Origin of the sequence: Micromonospora sp. DT229 (genome assembly GCF_049844505.1) — a bacterium.
Lineage (GTDB): Bacteria > Actinomycetota > Actinomycetes > Mycobacteriales > Micromonosporaceae > Micromonospora.
In genome coordinates, this window is sequence record NZ_JBNCLD010000002.1 from 339,628 (window position 1) to 359,864 (window position 20,237).

Consider the following 20,237-nt stretch of genomic DNA (forward strand, 5'->3'; position numbering starts at 1 on the left):
GGAGTTCTCATGGCGTTCGTTCCCGCGGAGATCGCAAGCCAGCCGGACTGTTGGCGCCAGGCAGCCGACCTGGTCCCCCGGGTCCTCGACCGGCTACCCCGCCGCGGTGAACGGGTCGCCGTCGTCGGCTGCGGCACCTCATGGTTCATGGGGATGTCGTACGCGGCCCGCCGGGAGGCCACCGGCCACGGCGAGACGGACGCCTTCCAGGCCAGCGAGTTCCCCACCGGCCGCCGCTACGACCGACTGCTGGCGATCACCCGCTCCGGCACCACCACCGAGGTGCTCGACCTGCTCGCCGCCCTGCGCGGGCGGATGCCGACCACCGTGCTGGTCGGCGACCCGACCTCCCCGGCGGTGAGCCTGGCCGACGCCGCCGTCACCATGCCCTTCGCCGACGAGCGGTCGGTCGTGCAGACCCGCTTCGCCACGACCGCGCTCGCCCTGTTGCGTACCCAACTCGGCGACAACATCGACGCCCTGGTCGCCGACGCGGAGGTGGCCGTACGTGCCCCACTGCCGATCGACCCCGACCTGATCGAGCAGGTCACCTTCCTGGGCCAGGGCTGGACCATCGGCCTGGCCCTAGAGGCCGCCCTGAAGTGCCGTGAGGCGGCCACCTTCTGGGCCGAGGCGTACCCGGCCATGGACTACCGGCACGGCCCGATCTCGGTGGCCGCCCCCGGCCGGCTGGTCTGGGCCTTCGGTGACCTGCCCGAGGGCCTCCCCGAGGATGTCGCCGCCACCGGCGCGGCCTTCGCGCACAGTCGCACCCACGGGGTCCGTACCGTCCTGGGTCGCTGGGCCGCCGGGCGTACCCCGGTGGACCCGATGGCCGACCTGATCCTGGCGCAACGGTTCGCCGTGGCCCTGGCGGCGAGTCGCGGGCTGGACCCGGACGCGCCCCGGCACCTGAGCCGGTCCGTGGTGCTCGCGTGAGGCTGCGCGACGGCACTGTCGTCGTCGCGCTGGACGTCGGTGGTACCGGGATCAAATGCGCCCTGATCCGTCCGGACGGTGCCGTCGTGCACAGCGAACGGCATCCCACCGGTGCTCGACGTGGGCCCGAGGCCGTGGTCGACACCATCCTGACCGTCGCCGAGGGACTGGCCGCCACCGCGCGGTCCTCCGGGCTGACCCCGGCCGCCCTCGGCATCGTGGTGCCCGGCATCGTGGACCAGACCCCGGGGGTGGTCCGCTGGGCGGCGAATGTCGGCTTCCGGGACGTACCGCTGCGGAAGCTGGCCGCCGACCGGCTCGGCCTGCCCACCGCGCTGGGCCACGACGTACGCGCCGGGGGCCTGGCCGAGGCGCGGCTGGGTGCCGGCCGCGACACCGAGCACCTGCTGTTCGTCGCGATCGGCACCGGCATCGCCGCCGCGCACGTGGTCGCCGGCACGGCGGCCACCGGGGCACACGGCGCCGCCGGGGAGTTCGGCCACATCCTGATCCGGCCGCAGGGTCCGCCCTGTGGCTGCGGCCGATCCGGCTGCCTGGAGGCCATCGCCTCCGCCTCGGCGGTCGCCCGCCGCTACACCGACCTCGCCGCCGACGGACCGGCCGGGATCACCGCCGCCACGGTGGCCGAGCGGGCGGCGGCCGGTGAGGAACTGGCCACCCGGGTCTGGCAGGAGGCCGTCGAGGCGCTGGCCGACGGACTGGCCACCGGACAGGCCCTGTTCGATGTGGAGACGATCGTGCTGGGCGGAGGACTGGCCCAGGCCGGTCCGGGGCTGTTCGACCCCCTGCGGACCGCGCTGCGTGATCGACTGACCTTCCACCGGGAACCACGCCTGGTCCCGGCCGCTCTCGGTGACCAGGCCGGCTGTCTCGGCGCTGCCCTGCTCGCCCTCGACCAGTTGGAGATGTCATGACCGTACGGGTGAACGGCAGGGTGGTGACCCCGAGCGGGGTGATCCGACAGGGCTGTGTCGAGGTCAAGGGCGACCGGATCAGCGCGGTGGCCGAGTACCCGTCGGTGCGGGAGGGGCACTGGATCGTCCCCGGCTTCGTGGACATCCACACCCACGGCGGGGGCGGGCACACCTTCACCACCGGCGACGCGGACTCCGCCCGGGCCGCCGCCGCCTTCCACCTGAACCACGGCACCACCAGCCTGCTGGCCGGCCTGGTCAGCGCCCCCATCGAGCTGATGCGGTCGGCCACCGCCGCCTTCGCCCCGCTGGTCAAGCAGGGGGTGTTGGCCGGTATCCACTTCGAGGGGCCGTACCTGTCCGCCGCCCGCTGCGGGGCCCAGAACCCGCAGTTTCTCCGCGACCCCTCCCTGGAGGAGCTGACCGAGCTGGTCGAGCTGGGCGAGGGGACGGTACGGATGGTCACCCTGGCCCCGGAGCGGGACGGGGCCCTGGCGGCCATCGAGCTGCTCACCGGGCGCGGGGTGGTGGCCGCGGTCGGGCACACCGACGCGACGTACGAGCAGACCCGCGCCGCCATCGCGGCGGGCGCCAGCGTCGGCACCCACGTGTTCAACGGCATGGGTCCGGTGCACCACCGCGAGCCGGGGCCGGCCGTGGCGTTGTTGAGCGCCCCGAACGTGTTCTGTGAGCTGATCGCCGACGGGGTGCACCTGCACGACGGCACCCTCATCTTCGCCATCTCGACGGCCGGGCCGGAACGCTGCGCCCTGATCACCGACGCGATGGCCGCCGCCGGGATGCCGGACGGCGAGTACGAACTCGGTGGTCAGGCGGTGACCGTCACCGAGGGGGTGGCCCGGCTGGCCGACGACGGCGCGATCGCCGGCAGCACCCTGACCATGGACGCGGCGCTGCGGCACGCGGTGGCCGCCGGGCTCTCGGTGCCCGAGGCGGTACGCATGGTCTCCACCACCCCGGCGCTCGCCATCGGTCTCGGCAACGAGGTGGGCACCCTCCAGACCGGTCTGCGGGCCGACCTGGTGGAACTCGACGAGGACCTGAATGTCGTCCGGGTGATGCGGGCGGGTGCCTGGGTGCAGTGACCCCGCATCAGCGCGGCGCCGGGATCTCCACGCCGAGGACGGCCTGCTCGTCGGGGCGGTGCACCAGTTCCTCGGTCAGGAAGGACTGCACCGCGTGGCGCATCCCGACGTCCCGGCCGGCCCGCTCGGAGAGCAGCCACTTGTGCTCGATGATCTGGGCGAACAACTCCTGCGGCTCCAGCTTGCGTCGCAGGTGCGCGGGGACGGCCCGGACCACCGGCTCGAACACCTCGGTCAGCCAGCGGTGGGCGGCCTGCTGCTCGTCGGTCAGGTCGCTCTCCGCCCGGTAGGCGTCCAGGTCGTTGAGCAGCTTGCGGGCCTGGTTCTCCTCGGCGTCCAGCCCGGTCAACCGAAGTAGACGCCGGTGGTGGTAGCCGGCGTCTACCACCTTGGGCCGGATCAGGTAGCGCCCGTTGCCGATTGTCGACATGGCCACCTCGGCCACGTCGAAGCCCAGCTCGTTGAGGCGCCGGATCCGCCCCTCGATGTCGTGTCGGGCCTCCCGCTCCACCTGCTGCTCATAGGTGATCTCGTGCCAGAGCCGCTCGTAGCGCTGCACCACCTCCTCGCAGACCACCTCCGGGTCGATCGAGTCGTGCAGCAGGCCGGCGGCCTGAAGGTCCAGGGCCTCGCCGAAGATGTTGACCCGGGCGATCTCCAGGTCCTCACCACGTTGACCGTTGGAGAGGGCGCTGCGCAGGGCCCCGGTCTCGGCGTCCACCAGGTACGCGGCGAAGGCGCCCGCGTCCCGCCGGAACAGGGTGTTCGACAGCGAGCAGTCGCCCCAGAAGAAGCCGGTCAGGTGCATCCGGACCAGCAGGGCGGCCAGGGCGTCCAGCAGCCGCCCCATGGTTCCCGGTCGCAGGGTGTGCGAGAACAGCGCCCGGTACGGCAGGGAGAACTGGAGATGCCGGGTGATCAGCACCGGGTCGAGGGGCTCACCTGAGTCGGACTCCCGGTCGGCGACGATCGCCACCGCCTGCACGGACGGGAAGTCGATCCGCTCCAGAGCCCGCAGCAGGTCGTACTCCCGCTCGGCGACCCGTTCCCCGGTCTCCTTGACCGCGTAGACGTACCCGCCCAGTCGCACGAACCGCACCACATGCCGGGAGATGCCCTGCGGCAGGGCGACCAGATGCTCGGCCGGCCACTGCTCCAGCGGTGTCGACCAGGGCAGGTCGAGCAGGGCCGGGTCCACGAGGGCCGAAGTGATCCGCACGTCGTCAAGTCTGACGGCTGGGCCGCCGGAACGCTTCCCGGCGTGGCTGGGCACACAGTCACCGCGATCACCGCCTGAACCCGGCCGCCGCGCCGGGCCGGTAGCGTGATCGGGTGCGAGAAACCACGACGGTACGGCGCAAGGTGCGGCTGAGGCCGGTCCGACCGGCCGGCTGGTGGTTCGACGCGCTGCTGCTGGTCGCCCTCGTCGGGTTGACCGGGGCGCTGGCCGCCGGCTGGTTCTTCGGGATCGACCGGTGGGTCGCCGACTGGGCCGAGGCGAATCGGCCCACCGCCGCCTGGTGGATCGCGGTCATCCTCAACTACCTGGGCCAGGGCACCCCGCTGACCCTGATCGCGGTCGGCCTGTCGGTGCTGCTGGCCCGCCGGCTGCGCTCGGTGCGCCCACTACTGGTTCCGGTGGCCGCCTTCGCGCTGACCTACCTCACCATCGGACCGTTGAAGGTGTGGACGGCCCGACCGGCACCGAGCGCCAGCATCAAGGAACCCTTCCTGCCCCCGGAGCAGACCCTCCCGCTGTTCCAGGCGGACCTGCCGGTCCGGTTCGCTCAGTCGTACCCCTCTGGACACGTCGCCAACGCGATCGTCTGGTACGGCGTCATCGCGCTGCTGCTCGCCCCCCTGCTGGCCGACCTGGGCCGGAGGCTGCCGCGCCGGGTGGTGCCGGCGATCCGGATCGTCCCACCGGCCGTGGTGCTCTGCACCACCACCTACCTGGGCTGGCACTGGCTCAGCGACTCGGTGGCCGGGCTGATGCTGGGGCTGCTGCTGGACCGCATCCTGCACCGGGTGCCCTGGGACGAACTGCCGCTGCCGGGCCGGTTACGAAAGTGGGACCGGCCGTTCACCGAGCCTGTCTAGGCTGCGGCAGGTGGACCGACTGGCGCGTCGATTGGGCGTACCCGATGCCGTGGTCATCGGTCTGGGGTCGATGCTCGGCGCGGGCGTCTTCGTGGTCTTCGCCCCGGCTGCGGCGGCGGCCGGTGGCGTCGGCCTGCTGGTGGCACTGGCCCTGGCCGGGTTCGTCGCCTTCTGCAACGCGACAAGTTCGGCCCGGCTGGCGGCCCGCTACCCCGAGTCCGGCGGCACCTATGTGTACGGCCGGGAACGGCTGGGCCCGTTCGCCGGCTTCCTCGCGGGCTGGGGTTTCGTGGTCGGTAAGACGGCCAGCTGCGCGGCGATGGCGCTGACCATCGGGGCGTACCTCTGGCCGGGGCAGGCCCGGCTCGTCGCGGTCGCCGCCGTCGTCGCGGTGACCGGGGTGAACCTGCGCGGCATCGCCAAGACCGCCACCGCCACCCGGATCCTGGTCGTGGTCGTGCTGGCGGTGCTGGCCCTGGTCGCGGTGACCGGGGCGACCGAGGTCGCGGTCGCCCGGATCGACGCCCCCGGCGGCTCCGCCCGGGGCATCCTCACCGCCGCAGGTCTGCTCTTCTTCGCCTTCGCCGGGTACGCGCGCATCGCCACCCTGGGCGAGGAGGTACGCGAACCCGAACGCACCATCCCCCGCGCGGTGCCGCTGGCCCTTGGCCTGGTGCTGGTCATCTACCTGGTGCTGGCCGTGATCGCCCTTGGGGTGCTCGGCCCGGACCGGCTGGCCGCCTCGACCGCACCCCTGGCCGAGGTGGTGACCGCCGCCGGGCTGCCCGGCCTGGCCTGGGTGGTCCGCGCCGGAGCCACCATCGCGGTGACCGGGGTGCTGCTGTCCCTGGTGGCCGGGGTCGGGCGGACCACCCTGGCGATGGCCCGCCGCCGTGACCTGCCCGCCGCCCTGGCTGCCGTGCACCCCGTACGCCAGGTGCCGCACCGCGCCGAACTGGCCGTGGCAGCCGTGGTGATCCTGGTGGTCACGCTGGCCGACGTACGCGGCGCGATCGGCTTCTCCAGCGTCACCGTGCTGGTCTACTACGCGATCACCAACGCGGCGGCGTTGACCCTGGGCCGGGACCCGGCCCGGAAGCTGCCGGTGCAGGCCGGGGCCGGGGCCGGTCTGGTCGGTTGCATCCTGCTCGCGGTCAACCTGCCGCTGGGCAGCGTGCTGGCCGGCTTCGGCGTCCTAGCCCTCGGCGCCGCCTGGTACGCCCTACGCCCAGCCCGCCCCTGACGCGAGCCGGTCACTCCGTCTCACGACATCCCTGTCCCACAGTCCACGCCTGTTCACCCGCCTCTCATGATCACGCTCGATCTGGGATCGAGTGGCCTCGTTGTGAATGCAAGGCCACTCGATCCCGGATCGAGCACGATCTTGCGGACAAGCGCCGGACTCACGCTGACTCGTCGGGCTCTCTCGGCGGGGGCGGGGTCCCGATCGGGGGCGTGGGCTCCTCCTCGGGTGGGGGTGCGGCCTCGCGGAGCAGGGCGTTCAGGCCGGCGCGCCGGGCCACCACGGTCAGCCGGTCCCCGGCCACGATCACCAGACGGTGGTCGGGCGACCAGTCGTAGCGCTGGCCGGGGCGGGCGTGGGCGAGCAGCCGTACGCTGCCGGCCTTGTCGACGGCGGCCAGCGGGCGGCCGTCGAGGGCCGAACCGGCCGCCACCGGGACCTCGGTGACCAGCAGGGCGTGCCGCCCGACCGGGATGGTGGCGATCACCGCCCGGTCCAGCAGGGCGGCGGCGAACGACGGCGCGGCCAGGTAGGAGACGCTGCGGGAGGTGCCGATGTCGAAGGCCCGCTGCACCCGCTCGGCGAAGTGGCCGTCGAACAGCCGCAGCACCACCCGGAGTTCGTCGTTGATGGTCCGGCCGTTGAGCGCGGCCCGCAGGTTGGCCCCGTCGTCCGTGGAGACCACCACCAGGGCCTGACAGGTGGCCACCGAGGCGGCCCGCAGGGTCTCCTCCTCCGCGGCGTCCCCCACCACCAGCGGTACGCCCAGCCGGCGGGCCAGCCCGGCGCCCCGGGCGTCCGGGTTCTTGTCGATCGCCACCACCTCGACGCCGAAGTCGTTGAGCTGGGCCATCACCCGGGTGCCGATGTTGCCCAGGCCCACCACCACGACATGCCCGGACCGCTCGGGCAGGATCCGCCCGGTGTGCAGGGCCAGCCGGGCGTTGACCACCCCGTCGACGACCACCGCCGTGATCAACGGGATCAGGGCCAGCCCGGCGAGGTTGAGGATCACCTGGACCACCTGTTCGGCGGCGCCCTTGGCGGTGTCCGGGTCCTGCCCGGTGAGGGTGGTGACCAGGGTCAGATAGAACGCGTCGGCCAGGCTGACGTGCGCCGCGTTGGCGTACAACCCGCCGAGGAGCCCGACCACCGCGAGCAGCAGGATGACCGTGATGCCGATCTTGCGGGTGGCGAAGCTGCGGATCGCCCGCAGGACGGTGGTCACCGGCCGACGTCGGCGTCGGGCCCGCGCCAACCGGCGGGCGGCCAACTCCGTGCCGACCGGCCGACCGGCGGCCTCGGCCAGTACCAGGTCGGCGGTCCGGTCGTCGGTCGGCAACACCAGGTCCTGCTGCGGATCACGGGTGTCGGCCACCGGGCAGACCACCTCGTTGGGGCGTACGTCCTCCCGGCGGGCCAGGTAGAGGGTGCGACCGCCGTGCCGGAAGTGGGTGGGCGCGACCTCGCCGAGGGCGGCGGCCACGAAGGCCGGGGCGGCTATCGAGGCGTCCGACAGCACCGCCGAGTCGGGGAAGATCTGCCGTACCCCGTTGGCCAGGCCGGTGTTGAACATCCGCACCACCAGCCGCAGCCCGGGTTCGACCTCCTGGGCGCAGAGGGCGGCGTGCATGTTGCCCACGTCGTCCTGGTGCAGCAGGGCCAGCCCGGCCGCCCCGGCCAGGTTGGCCCGGCGGAAGGTGTGCTCGTCCAGCCGGTCGGCCCGGATCACCTCGATGCCGGGCAGGTCCCGGCCGTCGGGGGCGGGGGAACGCTGCCGGGTCGGCACGATCAGGGTGATCCGCAACCGCCCGGCCTGCGGTTCGCTGCCCCGCAACGCGAGCACCACCCAGTAGGCGAGGGGGTCCTGACCGCAGATCACGTAGTGGGCCCGGGGCTCCCCGTTGACCCGCAACCGGCGGCTGGCCCGCAGGGCCCGATCGAGCAGGGGCTCCGCCATGTCCGGCATGGTAGTAAGCCGGTCGCAATCCGCGCAGCCCCGCAAGAGTCATGATCGTCCTCGGGTCGGCATGGGCCGGGCCGTGGTGGGTAGGCCGGCGACATGCAGACGTTCCTGCCGTATCCGGACTTCCTGGCCAGCGCCCGGGCCCTGGACCAGCGCCGGCTGGGCAAGCAGCGGGTCGAGGCGATCCAGGTGCTGCGCGGCCTGACCCGGCCCGGCTACGGCTGGCGCAACCACCCGGCCGTCAAGATGTGGGCCGGGTACGAGGAGGCCCTGACCCGCTACGGGCTGGACATCTGCGAAATCTGGTGTGCCGGCGGTCGGGCGGACACCTGCGCCGTCACCCTGGCCGCCGACCTGTTCACCGCCTGCGGCATCGAGCAGGTCCGCTCCCAGCAGGAGTTGGCGGTGGCCGGGGAACTGCCACCCTGGCTGGGCCGCGACGATCTGCACCTGAGTCACCGTTCCTCGCTGATCCGCAAGGACCCCGACCACTACCGCCCGATCTTCGGCGATGGGGTACCCCTCGACCTCGAATACGTCTGGCCCCCCTCCGACCGCCCCCGCCGCTGCCTGCCCTGAAGTCGCCCCGTTCAACACCGGGCGAAGTGCCTTGACGCGACTGTTTCCGACATCTCCGGCACACTGTGGAGTCAGGGGGTGTCCGGTGGCGCTGTCGCAGGTGGTGGGTCGGCTTCTCGGCGTACGTCCGTACCAGGTCCAGCCGGGCGGGGGTGGTGCGTCCCGGGTGCCGCAGCCGGTGACCGCCCTGGTCGTCGGTGGTGGGATCGCCGGCATGTCCGCTGCGGTGGTGCTCGCCGAGCGGGGTGTCGAGGTGACCGTGCTGGAGGCCGCCCCCACCCTGGGGGGTCGACTGGGGGCCTGGCCACAGACCCTGGCCGACGGCACCCGGCAGGTCAACGAGCACGGCTTCCACGCCTTCTTCCGGCAGTACTACAACTGGCGCAACATCCTGCGTCGGATCGACCCGGGGTTGCGGTTCCTGCGGCCGGTACCCAGCTATCCGGTGCTCAGCGCCCAGTGGCCGACCGAGGAGTTCGGCCGGCTGCCACCCGCGCCACCGGCGAACCTGCTCACCCTGTTGGCGCGCAGCCCCAGCCTGCGGCTGCGGGACCTGCGCGGGATGGACCGGGACGCCGCCCTGCCCCTGCTGACCTACGACCCGGTACGCACCTACGCCGAGTTCGACGAGCGCACCGCCGACGACCTGCTCACCTCGTTGCGGCTGCCGGACCGGGCCCGCGCGATGCTGTTCGAGGTCTTCTCGCACTCGTTCTTCAACCACGAGGCGCAGATGTCGGCCGCCGAGATGATCGCCCAGTTCCACTTCTACCTGCTCGGCAACCCGGAAGGGCTGGCCTTCGACTGCCCGGAGGACGACTACGCCACCACCATCTGGGGCCCGCTGACCCGACACGTCGAGCGCCACGGCGGGCAGGTGGTGACCGGCCGCGCGGCGACCGGGCTGCACCGGACGGACACCGGCTGGCAGGTGACGACCACCGAGGGGGCGTACCAGGCCGGGCAGGTCGTGCTCGCCGTCGACCCGGCCGCGCTCGCCGCGCTGGTCGCCGCCTCCCCCACCCTGGCCGACACCGCGCCGCAACTGGTGGCGGCGATGCCCGGGTACGGCGAACCCGGTCCGCCGTACGCGGTGGCCCGGTACTGGTGTCACGGGGACGTCGCCGCCGAACGGGCGATCTTCAGCGGGGTCACCCGACAGTCCACCCTGGACTCGGTGACCCTGTACCACCGGCTGGAGCACGGCAGCCGACGCTGGGCCGAGGAGACCGGCGGCTCGGTGCTCGAACTACACGCGTACGCCTGCGAACCGGACGTGCCCGCGACGGAGCTGGCCGCGCGGATGTGGGCCGAGTTGACCACCCTCTGGCCGGAGGTGGGGCGGCTGCGGGTGCGGGAGCTGCACGCCCGGGTGGAGGCAAAGGCGCCCGCCTTCGCGCCGGGCAGCCATGCCCGCCGGCCCGGGGTACGCACCGACGCCCCCGGGCTCTACCTGGCCGGAGACGGCATCCACACCGACTTCCCCAGCGCCCTGATGGAACGGGCCGCGGCGACCGGCATCCTCGCGGCCAACCACATCCTGCGAGCGGCGGGCGCGGCCACCGAACCGCTGCGGTCGGTCCGCCCCCGGGGCCTGCTCGCCCGGCGCTGACCCCGGCAGGCCGTATCGAAATGCATTGCCGTCGCCCTCGGGCCACACCTACCGTGAACGCGCAAGGTCAACCGCCGTTCACGGGAGCACTCATGTCGATGCCGCATCACTCGGTGCCGTCGTGGCTGCTCGGCGACGGTTGCCCAGCGGAACACCCCCGGGGTGGCCGACCCGGCTGACGCGTACCCGTCGAGCCGCCCACCCGCCCTGGGACCGGGCGGCTCGTCGCTGTCCGGCCCGTACGCCCGTCACCGCCGTGGAGGGAGAAGCCGGTGTACGCCGTCCTCGTTGTCAACGCCGATCTCGGCCCGCTGCACCGGGTCACCGTCCACCATGCGATCCGGATGCTCTGCCGCCGGGTCGCCGAGATCCACGAGGCCGTGCCGGACCAGGTCATCGGAGTGTTTCCGGTGCCGAGGGTGGTCCGGCTGGTGCGGTACGTGGTGACCCGCTGGCGGTTCACCACCGGTCCGGCCTGGTCCCGGGCCGGGGTACTGGCCCGCGACGCCCGCTGCTGCGCCTACTGCGCCGGGCCGGCCAGCACCATCGATCACATCCTGCCCCGCTCGCGGGGTGGCCGGAACACCTGGAAGAACACGACGGCCGCCTGCTACGCCTGCAACCAGCGCAAGGGCGACCGTACGCCGACCGAGGCGGGGATGCCGCTGCGGCGGGTACCGGTCGTGCCGACCTGGGCGGCCCTGGCCGGGGGGTGAGGGGACCGGGCCGGCGGGAACGGGGGGCGGCGTCGGATTCCCGGCGTGGCACCCGCCGGCCCTCCCGATCCGGTCAGCCTGCGGGCGGAGGGCTCCAGGTGAACCGGGGCGGGCGGCGTTCGTGGAAGGCGGTGATGCCCTCGCGGGCCTCACCGCTGGCCCGCACCTGCCCGTACCACCAGTCGACCCGGGCGTCGTCGGCCCGCTCGTCGATGATCTCCTTGGCGGCCACGACGCTGAGCTGGGAGCGTTCCACGATCGTGGCGGTCAGCCGGTCGATGCGGGCATCCAGACGCTCCCCGGGCAGCACCTCGTCGACCAGGCCGATCCGCAGCGCCCGCTCGGTGTCGATCAGTTCACTGGTGAACAGCAGGTGTTTGGCCGCCGCCGGGCCGACCAACCGGGCCAGCCGGCGGGTGGTGGGCGCAGGGTAGACCAGGCCCAGCCGGGCCGGGGGTACCCCGAATCTGGCATCGTCGGCGGCGATGCGCAGGTCACAGGCGACCGCCAGCTGACAGCCACCACCGACGCAGGCACCCCGGACGGCCGCCACGGTGGGCTTGGCGAAGGCGGCCAGGCGTTCCTCGGCGGCGACAGCTATCCCGGCGTCGCCGGTGGACAACTGCTCGTCCAGGTCAGCGAGGTCGGCACCGGCGCAGAAGGTGCGGTCCGCCCCGGTGAGCACCAGTGCGCGTACCGCCGGTTCCGCCTCCAGGTGATCCAGCAGTACGGGCAGTTGCCGCCACATGGCCAGGGTCATGGCGTTGCGCCTACCCGGATTACGGATGACCACCGTGGCCACCTGATCCGACACCGCTACGGTCAGCTCCGCGTCCGCCACTGCGCACCGCCCCCTCTGGCCGCGTCTCGGTCCTGCCGCAGGGCGTTGCCCCGGGTACGGCGACGATAGCGGGGTCGGTCAGGCCGCCCGTCAGGGAGCGACCGCCCACCGAGGTGTCACCTCGGTGGGCCGCGCACGCGGTAACGGGTGGAGCCCCCGGCCGGGATCGAACCGGCGACATCCCGCTTACAAGGCGGGTGCTCTGGCCAGCTGAGCTACAGGGGCAGTGTCCGTGGTCAGCATAGCGACCGACGTCCGGTTTTCCTCCCCGGCAGGGGTCCCGAGCACGGGAAACGTCAACATCTTGACCTGCGAACGTCGATTCGTGTCCGACCGTGCCCGACTGACCGGTATGCGTATGCCGTCCGTCCCATCCAGTGTTCGACACCTTGGCAGCGCGGCAAAAGCCGTTTACCGTGCAGTGACACGGACGACATGGGAGTCATCTCACGGCGGCCGTGGCGCCGGTGCTCCCTCGCACCGGTCGCTCCTTCACTCGGATCGTCCGGCACGTTCCTGCCGGTGAAAGGATGCACCCCCTCATGGCTACGGTCACCTACGCGAAGGCGTCCCGGATCTACCCGGGCACCGAACGCCCCGCGGTCAACCAGCTCGACCTTCAGATCGGCGACGGCGAGTTCCTCGTCCTGGTCGGTCCCTCGGGCTGCGGTAAGTCCACCAGCCTGCGGATGCTGGCCGGTCTGGAGGACGTCGACGACGGCGCGATCTACATCGACGACCGGGACGTCACCCACCTGCCGCCGAAGGCCCGCGACATCGCGATGGTCTTCCAGAACTACGCGCTCTACCCGCACATGACGGTGTACGAGAACATGGCGTTCGCCCTCAAGCTGCGCAAGACCTCGAAGTCGGAGATCGACCGGCGGGTCAAGGAGGCGGCGGCACTGCTCCAGCTGGAGGAGTACCTCAGCCGTAAGCCCAAGGCCCTCTCCGGTGGTCAGCGCCAGCGGGTCGCGATGGGCCGGGCCATCGTCCGGGAGCCCCAGGTCTTCCTCATGGACGAGCCGCTGTCGAACCTCGACGCCAAGCTGCGGGTGCAGACCCGTACCCAGATCGCCTCGTTGCAGGCCAAGCTCGGCATCACCACGGTCTACGTGACCCACGACCAGGTCGAGGCCATGACCATGGGTCACCGGGTGGCGGTCATGCTCGACGGTGTGCTCCAGCAGGTCGACACCCCGCGTGCCCTGTACGACACCCCGGCCAACGTCTTCGTCGCCGGCTTCATCGGCTCCCCGGCCATGAACATCAAGACGGTCCCGCTGACCGAGCAGGGTGCCGCCTTCGCCGAGATGTTCATCCCGCTGACCCGCGAGCAGGTCGAGGCGGCCAACGCCGAGGGCGGTGCCGGCAAGGTGACGGTCGGTTTCCGGCCGGAGGACTGCGACATCGTCAGCCCGACCGAGGGCGGCATGCCGGTCGTGGTCGAGCTGGTCGAGGACCTCGGTTCGGACGCCAACGTCTACGGTCACGCCGCGCTGGACGGTGCCTCCGAGCGGTTCGTGGTGCGGACCGACCGGCGGACCATGCCGAGCATGGGCGAGACGATCTTCGTCAAGCCGCGCGCCGGCCAGAACCACGCCTTCCACGCCACCACCGGCAAGCGCATCTGAAGTAGCAACTGACGAAAGGGGCGGCCCGGCGGGCCGCCCCTTTCGTCGTTCGTCTCCCTGCGGAAGCCCGGCCTCAACAGCCTGGCGTCAGCCCTCGGCGGCGCGGCGGCGAGCCACCTCGGCGAGGGTGACCGCGGCGGCCACACTCGCGTTGAGCGACTCCACCTCGGAGATCATCGGGATACTGACGGTCAGGTCGCAGGTCTGCCCGACCAGCCGGGACAGCCCTCGCCCCTCCGAGCCGACCACCACGACCAGCGGGCCGACCGCGGCCTCCAGGTCGTACAGGTCGGTTTCGCCGTCGGCGTCCAGGCCGACCACCATGAAGCCGGCGTCCCGGCACGCCTTCAGCGACCGGGTCAGGTTGGTGACCTGGGCCACCGGTACCCGGGCCGCCGCACCGGCGCTGGTCCGCCAGGCGGTCGCGGTGATCCCGGCCGCCCGCCGCTCCGGTACGAAGACACCCTGCGCGCCGAAGGCGGCGGCCGACCGGATCACCGCGCCGAGATTGCGCGGATCGGTCACCCCGTCCAGGGCCACCAGCAACGGTGCCGGCTGCTCCAACGCGGCGGCGACCAGATCCTCGAAGGGCTCGTACGCGAACGGCGGCACCTGGAGGCCGACCCCCTGGTGCAGCACCCCCCCGGTCATCCGGTCCAGTTCGGCACGGCTGACCTCAAGGATGGCGATGCCCCGGTCGGCCGCGGTACGGATGATCTCGTTGATCCGGTCGTCGGGGTCGAGGCCCTGCGCGGTGTAGAGCGCGGTGGCCGGCACCTGGGCGCGCAGCGCCTCCAGCACCGGGTTGCGGCCGACCAGCAGCTCCGGGGTGTCCTTGGACGGGTTCGACTTACGCCCCGGCGCGACCCGGGGGCCACCGCGCCCGGCTGGCTGCTGCCTACCGCGAGCGGGCTTCGGGGTGGGGGTACCCCGGCCGCCGCCCCGACCCCAGGTGGTGTCCTTGGTGCCCGGCTTGCCGATCTTCGGGGCCCGACCCTCCTCGGCCGCCGCCCGGCGCTCCTTCTCCTGCTTCCAGGCGGTGCGCTGGGGCACCTTCTCCGTACCGGAGTAGCCCTTGTGCCAGGGCCGCTCGTCGGCGGGCAGGGTACGGCCCCGACCGGCGAGGGAGTCCTTGTTCTTGCCGCCGGAGCCCTTGGGTGCGCTCGTCTTCGACGCCACCCGTCGGCCACGGCGTTGCGAATTGCCGGCCATCAGTCATGCTCTCCAATTGTCCAACGCGGGCCCTGTGGGGTGTCCTCGACCACCACTCCGGCCCGCTTGAGTTGGTCCCGCAGCGCGTCGGCGGCAGCCCAGTCCTTGCGGACCCGGGCCTGCGCGCGCTGTTCCAGAGCCAGGGCGACCAGGGAGTCGACCACACCACGGAGGTCACTCGCCCGGGCGCCGCCGGTCCACGCCGGGTCGAGGGGGTCGACGCCGAGGATATCCAGCATCGCCCGGATGCTGCCGAGCGCCGTGCGTACGGTCACATCGTCCCCGTCGGCCACCGCGCTGTTGCCGTCGCGCAGCAGGTCGTGCAGCACGGCCAGCGCGGCCGAGGTGTTCAGGTCGTCGTCCATCGCGGCGGCGAACGCGGCCGGCAGCTCCCCGAGTTGACCGGGGCCCACCCGCTCGACGGCCCGCTGCACGAAGCCCTCGATCCGCCGGTACGCGACGGCCGCCTCGCGCAGTGCATCCTCGGAGTAGTCGATCCGGGAGCGGTAGTGCGCGGCCACGTAGTAGTAGCGCAACTCGACCGGACGCACCCCGAGGCCGGCGACGTACGCCAGATCGAGGGCGTTGCCCAGCGACTTGCCCATCTTGGTGCCACCGATGCCGAGCAGCCCGTGATGCACCCAGTAGCGGGCGAAGGGCAGGTCGGCGGCCTGGGACTGGGCCAGCTCGTTCTCGTGGTGCGGGAAGATCAGATCCAGCCCGCCACCGTGGATGTCGAACTCCGCCCCCAGGTACCGCCGGCACATCGCCGAGCACTCGATGTGCCAACCGGGCCGACCCCGCCCCCACGGCGACGGCCAGTAGGCGTCCGCCGGCTCGTCCCGCTTGACACCCTTCCAGAGCGCGAAGTCACGCGGGTCCCGCTTACCGCGCTCGGGGGCCTCGCAGTCGGACTGCATCTCGTCCGGCGACTGGTTGGACAGGGCACCGTACGCCGGCCAGGAGCCCACGTCGAAGTACACGTCCCCGGAGTCGTCGGCGGCCGGGTAGGCGTGCCCCCGCTCGATCAACTCGGCGATCAGTTGATGCATCTCCGGAATGTGGCCCGTGGCCCGAGGCTCGTAGGTCGGCGGCAACACGTTCAACGCCCGGTACGCCTCGGCCAGCTTCAACTCGTTGGCGTACGCGATGGACCAGAACGGTCGTCCCTGCTCCTGCGCCTTGACCAGGATCTTGTCATCGATGTCGGTCACGTTGCGAATGAAGGTGACCTCGAAACCGGCGGCCAGCAGCCAGCGACGCAGCACGTCGTAGTTGACCCCGGAACGAAGATGCCCGATGTGGGGTGGCGCCTGAAGGGTGAGCCCACACAGGTAGACCCCCACCTTGCCGGCTTCCCGCGGGACGAAGTCCCGCACCGATCGGGTGGCGGTGTCATACAAGCGAAGCGTCACCGTACAAGGGTAGCCGTCCGTCGTTTTCCCGGTCGGCCGGAGCCGGGTCGTACGCTGCTGATCGTGACTTCCCCCGCGCCCTTCGGCACCGACCCGCCCACTCCCGCCATCCCCGGCGTCGAGGGTGGGGCGACGATCGCCGGTGGAGAGACCTCGCAGACCCTGGACCGGGGCCTGCGACTGCTGCACCTGGTAGCGGACGCCCCCGGCGGGCTCACCGTCACCGAGGCGGCGAACCGCCTGGCCATCGGGCGGGCGGCGGTCTACCGACTGGTGGCTCCGTTGACCCGGCACGGGATGCTGCGCCGCGACACCGACGGTCGACTCCGCCTGGGAGCCGGGGTGCTGCACCTGGCCCGCCGAGCCCAACCCCTGCTCGCCGAGGGCGCCTTGCCTGCGCTGCGACGCCTGGCCGAGCAGGCCGGGGCGACCGCCCACCTCACCGTGGTCGAGGGCGGCGAGGGGGTGGCCCTGGCCGTGGTCGAGCCGAGCTGGACCTCGTTCCATGTGGCATACCGCACCGGGGCCCGGCACCCCCTGGAACGCGGTGCCGCCGGGCAGGCCATCCTCGCCGGCCGGTCCGGCGCCGCCGGCCCGGTGAGCACGGTCGGCGAGTTGCAACCCGGGGCTTACGGGGTGGCGGCCCCGGTGCTCGGAGTACCCGGCCTGGAGGCGAGTGTCGGAGTGGTCGCCCTCGCCCCCCTGGACACCGAGGCGGTAGGCGCCCAGGTCCTGGCCGCCGCCACCGCGATCGCCACCGCCCTCCGCTGACCCCCACCCACCCCGGCTGGCTGGGCGGCCTGGCCGGCGCAGGCGCCGTTTCGGCGGAATGGCGGTATCGGTGGGTGCTGGACACCGCAATTCCGCCGAAACGGCGTGAGCCTCCCCTTTGCGAGGCCGTGGTGGGGGCGGTAACAGGGGTTGGCGTGGGCCTATACCACGGCGGGGCGGTGGCAGGGCGGTTATCCACAGGGGTGGTCGATCATGGAGGTCACGGTTGTCCACAGGGGTCCCGTAGGGCCGACGACAGGCCGCACGGTGGAGACATGCCACCTTCCCCGTACCGGCCGGCCGCCCTAGCGTGGCAGGTGTTTCGCGGTTCCGAGGCGATCCGCGAGCGCCTACTGACCCGGCACCAGCTTCGCGGTGGGTCCTGGGTCCGCCTGATGCACGACGTGTACGCCGACGCACGCCTCGACCGCGATCACGAGTTGCTCTGCCGAGCGGCCTCGCTGCGCCTGCCAGCCGGAGTGCTGATGGCGGGACCCTCAGCGGCCTACCTGCACGGCATCGAACACGCCGCGACCTTCACCGACGAGGTTCACGTCCTGGCCCCGATGCACCTGCGACTCGGCTCGCAACGCGGCATCCGGGTCCACACCCTCGGTCCACGCCACCCGCAGCGCGGCATCCCAGTCCACACCGCCGGCCCCCGTTCGCTGCCGTCGCCGAGCCAAGGCCAACCGCAGCTCTCCGGTCAACCAGGCACCGCCACCACCGAACAGCACAGCCACCAACCAGGCGCAGGAACCAGGCTGGGGAGAGCACAGCCCTTGCTGCGGTCGGATGCCGTCTGCTCCGCCTGGGAGTGCGCGGTGTGGCTGGAACCCGTGCAGGCGGTCGGGATCATCGACGCCATACTCCGGCAGGAACTGGTCGACTCCGCCGGGCTCGCCGCCGTGGCCAGGGCGAACACGGGCCGCCCCGGGGGTCGGCGGGCCGAATGGGTGTTCGGCCTGACCGATGCGGGTGCCGAGTCGCCGCCGGAGTCGCAGCTGCGGGTCCGGCTGATCCTGGCCGGGCTGCCCCGACCGGTCACTCAGCATCCGGTGCAATTGCCCAGCGGACGGATTCTGCACCCGGACCTGTCCTGGCCGGAGTACCGGGTGGCCGTCGAGTACGACGGGCACTGGCACAGCGATCCCGAGCAGCTGCACCTCGACCGTCAGCGACTCAACCAGTTGGTGGCCGCCGGTTGGCAGGTGCTGCATGTGACCAGCCGACGCCTGCACCGCGACTTCCCGGGGCTGGTACGGGAGGTCCGTTCCGCCCTCGTCGCCGCCGGCTGGCGCCGCTGACCACCCCGCCGTCAGCCGGGGCCGGTGATCCACTCCGTTACGCCGAAGTGGCGGTCACCCGGCACTCGGGTAACCGCCACTTCGCCGTAACTGCGGACAGGCCGCGCGAACGGGCCGCGCGACCCCGCGCGGCGGACGCGCGGGCAGGCCGCGCGAGGCTAGCGGCGCAGGGGGGTGGTCACTGCGGCGTAGGCGTCGATGATGCCGTGGCCGTAGAAGCCGTTGAAGGCGGGCGAGCCGGCGCAGTAGGCGTCGAACTCGGGCGAACGGCCCTCGTTGGTGTAGGTCTGCAACCTGGGCTCCGGGCAGGCCCGCTCGGCGGCCGTGCGGAGCAGGTGCCGCTCGACCACGTCCGGGTCCAGCCCGAAGCCACCCCGGCCCTGCGGCTTGCCGTACCGGCTGACGATGAGCGCGGCCACGCCGGAGGCGTGCGGGGCGGCCATCGAGGTGCCCTGGAGGTACGTGTAGTAGGCGCACTGCCGGTTGGCCTTGCACTCCTTGAACACGAAGGTCTCCGCACCCGGCACGATGTTGCCGTCCTCGTCGACCGTGCCCTCCTCCTGGAGGACCTTCAAGGGGTACGTGGACAGGATCATGTTGGCGTCGGTACGGAAGGTGTCCGTGCCGAAGCCGTCCCGGAACCAACCACCGGGGGCGGCGATGGCGGTCTGCTCGGTGCCGTAGTTGGAGTAGTCCGCCTTCTTACCGGAGGGCCCGACCGACGCGACGCTGATGACGTGCGCCCCTTCGGTGGGCAGGTTCCAGCAGCTGTTGTTGTCGATCTCGCGGGGGTACGGCGCCACGTCCCCGTAGTTCGGGCTGGACACGTCCGTACGCGGGTCGCCCAGGTCCTCGTGGTTGTTGCCGAGGGCACCGATCAGGGTGACGCCCCGGTCGTGGGCGTAGGTCAGGGCCCGCTTCATGGCCCGGATGGTGGCCTGCTGGGCGGCCTGCGCCTCCGGCGAGTCGGCCGGGTTGGCCGTGCAGTTGTAGAGCCACGGGTCCACGTAGAAGGACATGTTGACCACGTCCAGGCCGGACCTGCCGGCGTGCAGCAGGGCGTTGACCACCGGGTTGAGGAAGAAGTAGCCGGCGTCCTGGCCGCCCTTGAGGTTGACCAGCGACACCTTCGGGGCGACGCCGGAGAGGCCGAAGCCGTTGGCGGCTGCGCCGATGGTGCCGGCGACATGCGTACCGTGCCCGCCGTCGTCGGTGCCGACCGGGTCCAGGCAGCTGGGCACCTCGCAGGGCCCGTCGATCTCGGGGATGTCGGGGGCGAAGTTGCGCGACAGGGCCCAGTTGAAGTTCGGGGCGATGTCCGGGTGGCTGGCGTCGACGCCGGTGTCCAGGACCCCGACGGTGACCCGACGATCACCCGGCTCGATGTTGCGCGCCTTGTCGGCCCGGATCATCTCCAGGCCCCACAGCTTGTCGTCCAACGGGTCCAGCTTCTTGCCCCGCTGCTTACCGGCCCCCTTGGCGGCGGCTGCCAGCAGGTGCTCCTGCTCGACCCGGTCCAGCTTGGGCTTGCGGCCGATGGCCTTCTCCTCGGCAGCGCCGATCAGGGCGGCGGCAGCGGTCGCCTTCGTCGCGAAGTCGGCCCGGTCGCTGGTCACCTGGTACACACCGACCTCGTCGGTACGGGACACCACGGTCCCGCCGGCCGACCGGATCGCGGCGATGGCGGCGTCGGCGGATACCCCGTCCTCCGCCACCACGGTGAAGGTCCGGGCAACGCCGGACGGCTCGGCACCAGCGGGCACGCCCAGGCCGGTCACCGTGAGTGCCAGTGCCGCCGCGGTCGCGACGACACCGACGGTGAAGCGCTTGCTCACCACATCGAATCCTCTCGTTGAGGGAC

The 20,237-nt window shown here is 72.2% G+C and carries 17 protein-coding genes and 1 tRNA gene; 11 read left to right on the forward strand and 7 right to left on the reverse strand.

Annotation, left to right across the window (positions count from 1 at the left end):
* Positions 1-9 precede the first annotated feature (9 nt).
* The 3 genes from ACLQ2T_RS04385 to nagA are packed head-to-tail and all read left to right on the forward strand — an operon-like array spanning position 10 to position 2,980.
* Entirely contained in the window at positions 10-939 is a 930-nt protein-coding gene (locus ACLQ2T_RS04385) for an SIS domain-containing protein (protein WP_425764671.1), read from the forward strand.
* Positions 936-1,874, forward strand: coding sequence for an ROK family protein (locus ACLQ2T_RS04390; RefSeq protein ID WP_425764672.1), 939 nt, complete (start codon positions 936-938; stop codon positions 1,872-1,874). The genes ACLQ2T_RS04385 and ACLQ2T_RS04390 overlap by 4 nt, the downstream gene beginning before the upstream one ends.
* Entirely contained in the window at positions 1,871-2,980 is a 1,110-nt protein-coding gene (nagA, locus tag ACLQ2T_RS04395) for an N-acetylglucosamine-6-phosphate deacetylase (protein ID WP_425764673.1), read from the forward strand. Before ACLQ2T_RS04390 ends, nagA begins: the two co-directional genes overlap by 4 nt.
* Positions 2,981-2,987: 7 nt before the next feature.
* Here the strand turns inward: nagA and ACLQ2T_RS04400 are convergent, their stop codons facing one another.
* Complete coding sequence (locus ACLQ2T_RS04400) at positions 2,988-4,253, reverse strand: DUF4032 domain-containing protein (RefSeq protein ID WP_425764674.1); 1,266 nt, start codon at positions 4,251-4,253, stop codon at positions 2,988-2,990.
* Between the two features lie 89 nt (positions 4,254-4,342).
* Here ACLQ2T_RS04400 and ACLQ2T_RS04405 point away from each other — a divergent pair, with 89 nt between their 5' ends.
* Together ACLQ2T_RS04405 and ACLQ2T_RS04410 are read left to right on the forward strand one after the other, a co-directional pair.
* Positions 4,343-5,080 carry a phosphatase PAP2 family protein gene (locus tag ACLQ2T_RS04405; RefSeq protein ID WP_425764866.1) on the forward strand — a complete coding sequence of 246 codons (738 nt, stop codon included), beginning with the start codon at positions 4,343-4,345 and terminating at the stop codon, positions 5,078-5,080.
* A 10-nt stretch (positions 5,081-5,090) separates the two neighbouring features.
* Positions 5,091-6,323: an APC family permease gene (locus ACLQ2T_RS04410; RefSeq protein ID WP_425764675.1), complete on the forward strand. Its 1,233-nt coding sequence runs from the start codon at positions 5,091-5,093 to the stop codon at positions 6,321-6,323.
* 160 nt (positions 6,324-6,483) lie between these two features.
* Here the strand turns inward: ACLQ2T_RS04410 and ACLQ2T_RS04415 are convergent, their stop codons facing one another.
* The gene (locus tag ACLQ2T_RS04415; protein WP_425764676.1) at positions 6,484-8,283 is read right to left on the reverse strand and encodes a potassium channel family protein; all 1,800 of its coding nucleotides are present in this window, start codon (positions 8,281-8,283) and stop codon (positions 6,484-6,486) included.
* Positions 8,284-8,385: 102 nt separating this feature from the next.
* On the opposite strand from ACLQ2T_RS04415, the gene ACLQ2T_RS04420 reads away from it, so the two are divergent.
* From ACLQ2T_RS04420 to ACLQ2T_RS04430, 3 genes are all read left to right on the forward strand, one after another.
* Positions 8,386-8,868: an MSMEG_6728 family protein gene (locus tag ACLQ2T_RS04420; protein ID WP_425764677.1), complete on the forward strand. Its 483-nt coding sequence runs from the start codon at positions 8,386-8,388 to the stop codon at positions 8,866-8,868.
* Between the two features lie 85 nt (positions 8,869-8,953).
* Entirely contained in the window at positions 8,954-10,480 is a 1,527-nt protein-coding gene (locus tag ACLQ2T_RS04425) for a hydroxysqualene dehydroxylase (protein ID WP_425764678.1), read from the forward strand.
* A 272-nt stretch (positions 10,481-10,752) separates the two neighbouring features.
* A complete protein-coding gene (locus tag ACLQ2T_RS04430) occupies positions 10,753-11,196 on the forward strand; it encodes an HNH endonuclease (RefSeq protein WP_425764679.1) in 444 nt (147 codons plus the stop codon).
* 73 nt (positions 11,197-11,269) lie between these two features.
* On the opposite strand, the gene ACLQ2T_RS04435 is transcribed toward ACLQ2T_RS04430, so the two are convergent.
* On the reverse strand, positions 11,270-12,037 hold the full coding sequence (locus ACLQ2T_RS04435; RefSeq protein ID WP_425764680.1) for an enoyl-CoA hydratase/isomerase family protein: 768 nt from the start codon (positions 12,035-12,037) through the stop codon (positions 11,270-11,272).
* 148 nt (positions 12,038-12,185) lie between these two features.
* Positions 12,186-12,262, reverse strand: a tRNA-Thr gene (locus ACLQ2T_RS04440).
* Positions 12,263-12,579: 317 nt separating this feature from the next.
* Here ACLQ2T_RS04440 and ACLQ2T_RS04445 point away from each other — a divergent pair.
* Entirely contained in the window at positions 12,580-13,671 is a 1,092-nt protein-coding gene (locus ACLQ2T_RS04445; RefSeq protein ID WP_425764681.1) for an ABC transporter ATP-binding protein, read from the forward strand.
* A gap of 87 nt (positions 13,672-13,758) precedes the next feature.
* Here the strand turns inward: ACLQ2T_RS04445 and rlmB are convergent, their stop codons facing one another.
* Together rlmB and cysS are read right to left on the reverse strand one after the other, a co-directional pair.
* Positions 13,759-14,883: a 23S rRNA (guanosine(2251)-2'-O)-methyltransferase RlmB gene (rlmB, locus tag ACLQ2T_RS04450; RefSeq protein ID WP_425764682.1), complete on the reverse strand. Its 1,125-nt coding sequence runs from the start codon at positions 14,881-14,883 to the stop codon at positions 13,759-13,761.
* Positions 14,883-16,298: a cysteine--tRNA ligase gene (gene cysS, locus ACLQ2T_RS04455; RefSeq protein ID WP_425764683.1), complete on the reverse strand. Its 1,416-nt coding sequence runs from the start codon at positions 16,296-16,298 to the stop codon at positions 14,883-14,885. The genes rlmB and cysS overlap by 1 nt, the downstream gene beginning before the upstream one ends.
* Positions 16,299-16,406: 108 nt before the next feature.
* Here cysS and ACLQ2T_RS04460 point away from each other — a divergent pair, with 108 nt between their 5' ends.
* Positions 16,407-17,069 (forward strand): IclR family transcriptional regulator, encoded by a 663-nt coding sequence (locus tag ACLQ2T_RS04460; protein WP_425764867.1) that lies wholly within the window; start codon positions 16,407-16,409, stop codon positions 17,067-17,069.
* 275 nt (positions 17,070-17,344) lie between these two features.
* Positions 17,345-18,376, forward strand: coding sequence for a hypothetical protein (locus tag ACLQ2T_RS04465; RefSeq protein WP_425764684.1), 1,032 nt, complete (start codon positions 17,345-17,347; stop codon positions 18,374-18,376).
* A gap of 158 nt (positions 18,377-18,534) precedes the next feature.
* On the opposite strand, the gene ACLQ2T_RS04470 is transcribed toward ACLQ2T_RS04465, so the two are convergent.
* Positions 18,535-20,211 carry a S8 family serine peptidase gene (locus ACLQ2T_RS04470; RefSeq protein WP_425764685.1) on the reverse strand — a complete coding sequence of 559 codons (1,677 nt, stop codon included), beginning with the start codon at positions 20,209-20,211 and terminating at the stop codon, positions 18,535-18,537.
* Positions 20,212-20,237: the final 26 nt, after the last annotated feature.

Coding starts and splice junctions, on each gene's coding strand:
- ACLQ2T_RS04385 (WP_425764671.1), top strand. CDS start 10: ATGGCGTTCGTTCCCGCGGAGATCGCAAGCCAGCCGGACTGTTGGCGC.
- ACLQ2T_RS04465 (WP_425764684.1), top strand. CDS start 17,345: ATGCCACCTTCCCCGTACCGGCCGGCCGCCCTAGCGTGGCAGGTGTTT.
- nagA (WP_425764673.1), top strand. CDS start 1,871: ATGACCGTACGGGTGAACGGCAGGGTGGTGACCCCGAGCGGGGTGATC.
- ACLQ2T_RS04415 (WP_425764676.1), bottom strand. CDS start 8,283: ATGGCGGAGCCCCTGCTCGATCGGGCCCTGCGGGCCAGCCGCCGGTTG.
- rlmB (WP_425764682.1), bottom strand. CDS start 14,883: ATGGCCGGCAATTCGCAACGCCGTGGCCGACGGGTGGCGTCGAAGACG.
- ACLQ2T_RS04420 (WP_425764677.1), top strand. CDS start 8,386: ATGCAGACGTTCCTGCCGTATCCGGACTTCCTGGCCAGCGCCCGGGCC.
- ACLQ2T_RS04445 (WP_425764681.1), top strand. CDS start 12,580: ATGGCTACGGTCACCTACGCGAAGGCGTCCCGGATCTACCCGGGCACC.